The sequence below is a fragment of the Candidatus Andeanibacterium sp. genome, from assembly GCF_057143545.1.
In genome coordinates, this window is sequence record NZ_DBNHSF010000022.1 from 1 (window position 1) to 8,885 (window position 8,885).

Sequence of the window (8,885 nt, forward strand, 5' to 3'; positions counted from 1 at the left end):
GGCGGCAGCGCCCAGCTCTCGCCCGATGGCAGCTATTCGCAAAAGCCGGACGCCGCAGTCGTGATCTTCGGCGAGAACCCCTATGCCGAATTCCAGGGCGACCGCTCGTCGCTCCAGCTCGACCCCGAACTGACCGGCCCGTTCGAGACGATGAAGAAGCTCAAGGCCGAAGGCATTCCGGTGGTCGCGGTAATGATCACCGGGCGGCCGCTTTATGTGAACCCGGCGCTCAACGCGGCCGACGCGTTCGTTGTCGCGTGGCTGCCTGGAACCGAGGGCGGTGGGCTCGCGGATGTGATCGTCGGCGATGCAGCTGGCAAGATCCGGCACGACTTCACCGGCAAGCTCCCGGCAGCCTGGCCCAAGACGCCGGACATGGCCGACGGCGCCCTGTTCAAACTCGGCTATGGCCTGACCATGGCCGGCCAACCTCCTGCCTGGAAGGATGTCGAGGAGGTGAGCGCATCCGAACTGGCCGGCGACAGCCGCTTGTGGTTCGCGGGCGGCGTCCCGGCGGCAAGCTGGTCGCTGCATATCGCCGATCCCGGCGAAGGCGGCAGCCAGACGCGCATCACCACCGTGCCCGCCGAAGCGCTGGGCGGGCGGGCGCGGATTACCGCGGCCGAATTCCAGGTGCAGGAAGGCGCGCGCAATTTTGCCATCGCCAGCGGCGAAAGCGCGGTTTCGCTCTCGACCTTCAATCCGGTCGATATCAGCCGCGAGACCAACGCCGATATCCTGCTGCTGGTCACTATCCGAATGAACGATGCGCCCGCCAGCGCCAGCATCGGGATGCGCAACGGCGCGGGCGGGATGACCGGCGCGGCGGTGACGATCCCCGAAGGATCGGGCTTCGTGCGCTACGGCCTGCCGCTCAAATGCCTGCGCGACAAGGGCGTCGACATGGCGAGCGTTGCGTCCCCGTTCATCCTTGCGACCAGGGGCAAGACCGATTTCTCGATCGGCGAAGTCCGGCTGGGGACCGATGCGGAGAGAGTGTTGCCTTGCACTTGAGGGCCGTCATTGCCGCCGGTCTGTTGGTCGCTGCGCTCGGAGGCTGCCGGGCGATGCCCGACGACCCGGCGCTGGCGAGCGTGCCGGGAGGGCTGGTGCGCGGGTCAGAGATCGATGGCGACCTGGTGTTCCGCGGAATTCCCTATGCCGCCCCGCCGCTGGGCGAGCTGCGCTGGAAGCCCCCGCAGCCGGTCGTCGCGTGGGCGGGCGAACGGGCCGCCATCGAAAATGCGCCCGCCTGCCCCCAGAACAGCGAAGGCTGGAACCAGGCCCAGGCCGATTTCTGGAACGAGGATTGCCTGACGCTCGACATCCGCACGCCGTCGCTCTCTGGCAGATTGCCGGTGATGGTGTGGATCCATGGGGGATCGAACCGCGCCGGCTCTTCCGGCGGGCCGGCGGATTCGAACATGACCGGCCAGGGCGTGGTCCATGTCGGGATCCAGTACCGGCTCGGTCTGCTCGGCTTCCTCTCGCATCCGGAATTGAGCGCGGAAGGCGGCGGAGCGAGCGGCAATTACGCGCTGATGGACCAGATCGCCGCGCTCGAATGGGTGCGCGACAATATTGCCAAATTCGGCGGCGATCCCGGCAATGTCACGATCTATGGCGAAAGCGCGGGATCGCAGGATGTCGCGCTGCTGCTGGCCGCGCCCGCCGCGCAGGAGCTTTACGACAGGGCGATCCTGCAAAGCGGCACTCCGGGGTTCGGGATGTCGTTCCGCAGCCTCGAGGACGGCGAGAGGCTGGGCGCGACGCTTGGCCCGATCGCGGATCTGCGCGCGCTGCCGATCGAGCAACTGCTCGCGCGGCAGAGCAGGTTCGGCGATCCCGATATCGGCGATCCGCCGGCGGTGTTCCTGCGCACCACGGTGGACGGCAAGGTGCTGCCCGATGCGCCCGACCGGCTGATCGCCGCGAATGCCCCGCGCCCGGTGATCATCGGCACCGACAAGGTCGAGTTCGGGCCCGGCAGCGACGGCGATGTCGACCTGCTGGCGCATGCCGAGAACTGGTTTCCCGGCAAGGGCGCCGAGGCGCTCGCCGCCTATCGCGCGGAGACGGCCGATCCCAAAACCGATCAACGCCGCGGGCATATCGCAATGCGGATCCAGAGCGACGGCGAATTCCATTGCCCGGCCGACCGCATGGCCGACCTGCTCGCCCGGAATGGCTGGCCGGTCTGGCGCTATGAATTCGATGTCGGCGAGGACGGCGGGCTGACCCGCCACGCTTACGAGATCGGCTTCGTCTTCGGCCGTGAACCGGTCGGCGGCGGGGTGCAGATGCAGGATTACTGGGCCTCGCTGGCGATCAATGGCGATCCCAACGGCGATACCGCGATCGATGGCGAGCGGCCGCTATGGGAACGCTACGATCCCGAGGCCCCGCGCCAACTCGCCTTCGGGCAGGACGAAGTGGCGATGGAAGCGGGCAAGCCGCGCGCGGAATTCTGCGCCTTCAGCGAAGCCTATTGACGACTATAGACCCTCTGTCTTTGTTGGAGCCGGACCGATCCTCCCCTGAAAGAGGAGGTGGCGGCCGCGCCAGCGGCTGACGGAGGGGTGTAACCGCCGGCAGGGACACCCCTCCACCACCGTCGCTGCGCGACGGCGGTCCCCCTCCCCCGATCGGGGAGGATCGAATGACGATTCGAACCGGTGTGGATGGACCCTAGCGATAATAGACCAAATCGCCCCCGGCGAGTACGAAACCATGCCACCATGGCTGGGCGGAAACAAGGTAGTTGAGCGGCTGCGGGACGACCACGATCGCCGCCGCGATCCAGCTCGCCGGGCTGATCGTTCCCCGCACTTTCCGCTCGTGCCACAGCACCAGTGCCAGCAGGACGTTCATCGTCATATAGGTCGCGAAGACCGGGACAAAATCGAGCCCGAGCACCTGCATATACATCCGGTTGATCCCCGGCATCAGGATCGCGATTGTCGCAATCAGGATCAGGTTGCGATGGATCTGCGGGGTCCTCACTGCGCGGATCGCAAGAATGAAGATCGCGGCGAAGCTCGGCGGGGCGACATAGGACAGGAAGAACACCGGCGGATCGCTGGGATGCGCGAAGCCGGCGTTCATCGAGCCGACCAGCGTGATCAACATGCCCATGAACGCCACCAGCGCCCCCCAGGCGATCCCGAACATCCCGAGCGAGCGGTGGAGCGTCACGTTCTTCGCATTGACCAACAGCGACTGGGCCAGGAGCAGCAGCATCCAGCCGAAGAACACCGCGCCGTGGAGGTGCACGACCGGCGGGTCGGGCGGGCGCGTACCGGACAAAAGCGGCCCGAGATAGGTCATCCCGAACCCGCCGAACACGAAGAAGCACATCGCCAGCACCATCCACAGATGGAAGCTGGGCTTGAAGCCTGCCTTGCCCGCGACTGTTGCCATTCCCGTCCTCCCCCGTTTGGCGCAGACTAATGGGTCGCAGCCTCCGCCTCAACCTGCCGTAGCGGCTTGGCCTTGCCCGCGGCCAGCGCAAAATAGCTCAGCACCAGGTAACAGGCCGCAGGAACGACCAGCGCGGTGATGTAGCCGACCCGGTCGGACACCATCCCGACCAGCAGCGGCAGGAACGCGCCGCCGACGATGGCGGTACACAGGAAGCCCGAGGTCGCTTCTTCGCTGGCCGTGGAGCGTTCGAGCGTCAGCGTAAAGATCACCGGGAACATGATCGAGTTGAACAGCCCGATCGCCAGCGCGACATAGCCTCCCGATATGCCGCCCTGGCCCGCGACATAGACGCACATCAGGCACGCGATGGCAGTGAAGATCATCAGCAGTTTCGCGGCGTCGAACTTCGCCAGCAGCGCCGAGCCGACCGCGCGGCCGACCATCGCCCCGCCCCAATAGAAGCTGACATATTTGCCGGCGTCCTGCAGCGAAACGCCCCACACATCTTCGTCGTTGAGGAACAACGCCATCTGGGTGCCGATGGCGACCTCGGCCCCGACATAGAGGAAGATTGCGAGACCGCCGAACAACGCCCAGCGCGACCGCAACGCCTCGCCGATCAAGGCGAACATGCCCTTGCCCGAGCCGATCGCGGGCGCCGCGGCGGCCACGGTCTTGCGGGCGAAGAAAAAGAATCCCAGCAACAGGACGAGGAGGCCGAAGATCCAGAAATAGGCGCGGTCGATCCCGGCCAGCGCATTGTTGCGGATTTCCGGATCGAGCGCTGCCCCGTCGGCCACTTCGACGCCCGCGAGGAACAGGCTCGCGCCGAGCCAGGGGCCGATGAACGTGCCGAAGCTGTTGAAGGTCTGCGACAGTGTCAGCCGGAAATGGCTGCCCCCGGGATCGCCCAGCGCCGCGGCCAGCGGGTTCGCGGCCACCTGCAGGATGGTAATCCCGCTCGCCAGCACGAACAGGCCGACCAGCACGATCGTGTAATTGGCGATATTGGCGGCATAGAGCATGATCAGGCAGGCCAGCGCCATCATCGCCAGCGCGATCAGGATCGAGGGAACCGCGCGGATTTTCGCGATCAGCGCCGCCGCCGGGAAGCTCACTACGCCATAGGCGATGAAGAAGGCGAAGGCCGAAAGCTGCGCCTCCGTATCCGAGAGCACGAAAATGCCTTTCACCGCCGCCACCAGCGGATCGATCAGCGAGGTGATGAAGCCCCATGCGAAGAACAGCGTGGTCACCGCCGCGAAGGCCGCCAGCACCGTGCCCTTGTTCTGCCCGTTTGCCGACATTCGAATTCCCCCTCCGCGTGGCCCCTTGCAACGGGCCCCTAATGCCTGCTTTATTCGGATATGTGAGCGCTAACGCAAGCGCCGAGCGAGAGGGTTGAACCATGAAACGGCATTTCCTGTGGGTAGCAGCATTCGCGCTGCCATCTCCCGCCATGGCGCAGAAGGATCCCGGCCTCGCGCTCACCCCGCCGATGGGCTGGAACAGCTGGAACCACTATGGTTGCAATATCGACGAGGCGCTGATCAAGGCGACCGCCGATGCGCTGGTTTCATCCGGCCTGCGCGATGCCGGCTACACCTATGTCAATCTCGACGATTGCTGGCACGGCACGCGCGATGCCAATGGCAATATCCAGCCCGACCCCGAACGCTTCCCTTCGGGCATGAAGGCGCTGGGCGACTATCTGCACGAGCGGGGCCTCAAGTTCGGGATCTATTCAGATGCCGGGGAAAAGACCTGCGCTGGGCGCCCTGGAAGCCAGGGCCACGAATTCCAGGACGCCGCGCAATATGCGCGCTGGGGCGTCGATTACGTCAAATACGACTGGTGCAATACCGGTGACGGCGAAGCGCAGCGCAATCCGCGCGAGGCCTATGCCACGATGAGCCGCGCGATTGCCGCTTCGGGCCGGCCGATGGTGCTCTCGATCTGCGAATGGGGCGACAACGAACCGTGGCTCTGGGGCAATGATGTCGGCCACCTCTGGCGTACCACCGGCGACATCACCAATTGCTGGGATTGCGTGGTCCACCACGGTAATTGGCAAAGCAGCGGGATCCTGCCGATCCTCGACCAGCAGATGGCAATCAGGGGCCATTCCGGTCCCGGCGGGTGGAACGATCCCGACATGATGGAAGTCGGCAACCTGCCCACGCTTGCCCAGAACCGCAGTCATTTTGCGATGTGGGCGATGCTCTCCGCGCCGCTGCTCATCGGCACCGATGTCCCCGCCATGCGCGAGGAAATCCGTCTTATCCTGAGCAATCGGCGCATCATCGCGCTCAACCAGGACGAGCTGGGCATCACGGCGATGCGCTGGCTGACCGTGCCCGGGTTCGAGATCTGGGCCAAGCCGCTGGCCAATGGCGAATGGGCGATCGCCGCGCTCAATCGCGAGCGCACCCCGCGCGAGTTCACGCTGGACTGGACGGCATACCAGCTAGAGGACAATCTCAACTCCCGCCGAATCGACTTTACCCGCGAGCGGTTCGCGATCGAGGACAGTTGGGACGGCAAGGCTGCCGGAACCACCGCCGAGCCGCTCGACATGCTGGTCGAGCCGCACGACACGCTGGTCTTCCGCTTGAGGCCGCTCGGTTCGGGAGGATAATCGACCATGTTCAGAGCACTCGCAGGCCTTGCGCTGGCAGCTTCGCTCGCTTCGCCGGCCGTCGCCCACCAGCCGGAGCTGCCGGTCGGCAATTGCATCAATATGGGCAACCATCTCGAAGCCTTCCCGACCGAGGGCAGCTGGCGCGGCAAACGGATCGAGGCGACGGATTTTGCGCGCATCAGGGCTGCCGGGTTCGAGACCGTGCGCATCCCGGTACGCTGGCTCAACAAGAGCGGTGCAGAACCGCCGCATGCGATCGATCCCGCATGGCTGGAGCGGGTCGGCGAAGTCGTCGATTGGGCGCTGGCGGCGGACCTCAAGGTCCTGCTCAACAGCCACCATTTCGAAAGCGTGCACGAGAACCCGGCGGCGGCGCAGGATCATCTCGCCGCGGTGTGGGCGCAGATCGCTGCCTATTTCGCCGGCCGGCCGGATGACCGGCTGTGGTTCGAAATCGAAAACGAACCGCATGATCGGTTCACCAATGCGCTGATCGTCCCGACCCTGTCACCGGCACTGGCGGAAATCCGCAAGGTCAGCCCCGATCGGCCAGTAATCATCGGCGGTGAGAACTGGAGCGGGATCGATTCGCTAGCCACGCTCGACATGCCCGACGATCCCCATGTCTACCCGACCTTCCATTATTACGAGCCGTTCGATTTCACCCACCAGGGCGCGTCATGGGTCGAGGCCGATTTCCCGCTCGGCCGCGAATACGGGCGCGAGGCCGACCGCGAGCGGCTGGTGCGCGATGTCGCCAAGGTTCGCGCCTATGTCGCGCGCACCGGCAAGGTCCCCTTCATGGGCGAGACCGGCGCGCACACCACCGTGCCCCTGTCCGACCGGATCGCCTATCACCGCGCGGTGCGCGATGCCTTCGCCGGGGAAGTCTCGGGAATCTGCGCCTGGGGCTACACCAACACTTTCGAGTTCTGGGACCAGGAGCAAGGCGAATGGCTGCCGGGCCTGCTTGAAGCCTTCCTGCATCGCGAAGGCTATCAGTCGCCCGCAGGCGAATAGGCATAGGGCCCGACCGTCACCCCGGTGAACAGGCCCGAACGGATCGAAGCCATGTAGCTCACATCGACATCGTCGGCGAGCGCGCGCCATGCACCACGCCCGGCGGGCCGCCAGGCAAAATCCGCCTCGCCCTTGTCGATCGCCATCCTGAGCTCGATTTCGCCAGTTGCGGCAAGCTGGGCCGATGCCAGGACCTGCCCGTTGCCCTCCTGCGCATCGTCTGACCTTTGGCGCACACTCACCTGTCGCGATCCATCGGCGGCCTGTTCGATCCCGACCGCGATCCAGCGCGGCTCGCCCATGAAGGCCATCAACCCGGCGAAGTCGCCCTCGCCCGCCGGAGCAAACGCCAGCCGCATGGTCACTTCGGCGGAATGGTGCCGCAGCCGCCGCCCGAGGAAGCTCGGCTGGCCCATAGAACCGGCCGCATCCGGTCCAGCAGCCAGCAACAAACCTCCCCGGTCGCGGTCGAGCGCATATTGCTGGACCAGCGGCTGGTTGCGAATCCGCAGCCATTCGCCGGAGATGTCCTTGCCGTCGAAGCGCTCGGTCCAATGGCTCCAGTCGGCCTGATAGTCCGAGGGCAAGTCCGGCGCTGGCAATTCCATCGCCACGGCTTCGCCGGGATCGAGGAAGCGCGGCCAGCCATCGACCCAGCGCACCGGCAAGAGCCAGGTCTCGCGGCCGAGCAAGGTATCCTGGCCTGCGAACGGCCTGGTCGCGAGGAACACACCCCACCACGAGCCGTCGTCGAGTTGCACGAGGTCGGCGTGGCCGGTCGCCTCGACCCGGTCGGGCCGGTCCGGCGGCAGGTCGCGCTGGGTGAGGATCGGGTTGAACGGCCCGGCCTCGTAGGGCCCGTCGGGCGCACGCGAGCGGTAGATCGTCTGCGAATGCTGGTCGGCCGTGCCGCCTTCGGCCGGCATCAGGTAATACCAGCCGCCGACCTTGTAGATATGCGGACCTTCGGCCCAGATCGGCTGGTCCGCGGGATGGACCCCGCCATCGACCAGCTGGGTCCGCGTCCCGACGAAACTGCCGCTGGCGAGGTCGAATTCCTGCACCCAGATGGCGCGATGGCCTTCATATTGCGGTCCGCCCTCGGGCAAATCGTTGTAGGTGATCCAGCCGCGTCCGTCCTCGTCGACGAACAGCGACGGATCGATCCCGTCGAAGGCGAGCCATTTCGGGTCCGACCACGGCCCGGCCGGGTCCCTGGCCGTGAGGTAGAAATTCCCGCCGCAGCGCACGCAGGTGTTGAAGATATAGAATGTTCCGTCATGCCAGGTGATCGCGGGCGCATAGAGCGCATCCTGCACCACCCGCATGCCGGTGAAATCGACCATGCCGGGCCGGTCGATCGCATTGCCGATCAGCTGCCAGTTGACGAGGTCGGTGCTGTGAAACACCGGCAGGCCCGGAAACCAGCCAAAGGTCGAAGTGACGAGGTAGAAATCCTGCCCTACCTTGACCACCGACGGATCGGGATGGAAACCGGGCAGCACCGGGTTGCGGTAATTGCCGGGGGCCGGATCGGGGGCATCGAGCGCCCGGTAGGAAATCTCCGCAATGCGCGCGGTGGGCGATGCGAATGCCGGCGAAGCGATCACTGCCATCGCGAAAAACACGCCCATCAAATTCCGCAATCGTGCCATGCTCCGTTCTCCCGTAATTATCGCGCCGTGGCGCTCTTGCCCTAGCCCGAAGGCGCTCCTATGGTAGCGCTATCAACGGAGAGGGCAAGACTCGGCAAATGGCCGCGCCACTGACAGATATCCTGCCGTCGGACTTCGCGACCGGC

The 8,885-nt window shown here is 65.6% G+C and carries 7 protein-coding genes; 4 read left to right on the plus strand and 3 right to left on the minus strand.

What is annotated here, in order from left to right; translation table 11 throughout:
• Together AC16XC_RS01415 and AC16XC_RS01420 are read left to right on the plus strand one after the other, a co-directional pair.
• On the plus strand, positions 1 to 1,014 hold a 1,014-nt coding region (locus AC16XC_RS01415), incomplete at its 5' end, for a glycoside hydrolase family 3 C-terminal domain-containing protein (protein ID WP_484032846.1).
• 53 nt (positions 1,015 to 1,067) lie between these two features.
• The gene (locus AC16XC_RS01420) at positions 1,068 to 2,492 is read left to right on the plus strand and encodes a carboxylesterase/lipase family protein (RefSeq protein ID WP_484032847.1); all 1,425 of its coding nucleotides are present in this window, start codon (positions 1,068 to 1,070) and stop codon (positions 2,490 to 2,492) included.
• A 196-nt stretch (positions 2,493 to 2,688) separates the two neighbouring features.
• Here the strand turns inward: AC16XC_RS01420 and AC16XC_RS01425 are convergent, their stop codons facing one another.
• Positions 2,689 to 3,420, minus strand: a complete 732-nt coding sequence (locus AC16XC_RS01425; protein WP_484032848.1) for a hypothetical protein — start codon at positions 3,418 to 3,420, stop codon at positions 2,689 to 2,691.
• Positions 3,421 to 3,446: 26 nt separating this feature from the next.
• A complete protein-coding gene (gene gluP, locus AC16XC_RS01430; RefSeq protein ID WP_484032849.1) occupies positions 3,447 to 4,730 on the minus strand; it encodes a glucose/galactose MFS transporter in 1,284 nt (427 codons plus the stop codon).
• Positions 4,731 to 4,831: 101 nt separating this feature from the next.
• Here gluP and AC16XC_RS01435 point away from each other — a divergent pair, with 101 nt between their 5' ends.
• Positions 4,832 to 6,061, plus strand: coding sequence for a glycoside hydrolase family 27 protein (locus tag AC16XC_RS01435; protein ID WP_484032850.1), 1,230 nt, complete (start codon positions 4,832 to 4,834; stop codon positions 6,059 to 6,061).
• Positions 6,062 to 6,067: 6 nt separating this feature from the next.
• Positions 6,068 to 7,084 (plus strand): glycoside hydrolase family 5 protein, encoded by a 1,017-nt coding sequence (locus tag AC16XC_RS01440; RefSeq protein WP_484032851.1) that lies wholly within the window; start codon positions 6,068 to 6,070, stop codon positions 7,082 to 7,084.
• Here AC16XC_RS01440 and AC16XC_RS01445 read toward each other — a convergent pair.
• Positions 7,063 to 8,739, minus strand: a complete 1,677-nt coding sequence (locus tag AC16XC_RS01445; protein ID WP_484032852.1) for a glycoside hydrolase family 43 protein — start codon at positions 8,737 to 8,739, stop codon at positions 7,063 to 7,065. The genes AC16XC_RS01440 and AC16XC_RS01445 overlap by 22 nt on opposite strands.
• Positions 8,740 to 8,885 lie beyond the last annotated feature (146 nt).

What these genes read in the sequence shown, in the direction of transcription:
- AC16XC_RS01435 (WP_484032850.1), top strand. Translation starts at nt 4,832, where the DNA reads ATGAAACGGCATTTCCTGTGGGTAGCAGCATTCGCGCTGCCATCTCCC.
- AC16XC_RS01440 (WP_484032851.1), top strand. Translation starts at nt 6,068, where the DNA reads ATGTTCAGAGCACTCGCAGGCCTTGCGCTGGCAGCTTCGCTCGCTTCG.
- AC16XC_RS01420 (WP_484032847.1), top strand. Translation starts at nt 1,068, where the DNA reads ATGCCCGACGACCCGGCGCTGGCGAGCGTGCCGGGAGGGCTGGTGCGC.
- gluP (WP_484032849.1), bottom strand. Translation starts at nt 4,730, where the DNA reads ATGTCGGCAAACGGGCAGAACAAGGGCACGGTGCTGGCGGCCTTCGCG.
- AC16XC_RS01445 (WP_484032852.1), bottom strand. Translation starts at nt 8,739, where the DNA reads ATGGCACGATTGCGGAATTTGATGGGCGTGTTTTTCGCGATGGCAGTG.
- AC16XC_RS01425 (WP_484032848.1), bottom strand. Translation starts at nt 3,420, where the DNA reads ATGGCAACAGTCGCGGGCAAGGCAGGCTTCAAGCCCAGCTTCCATCTG.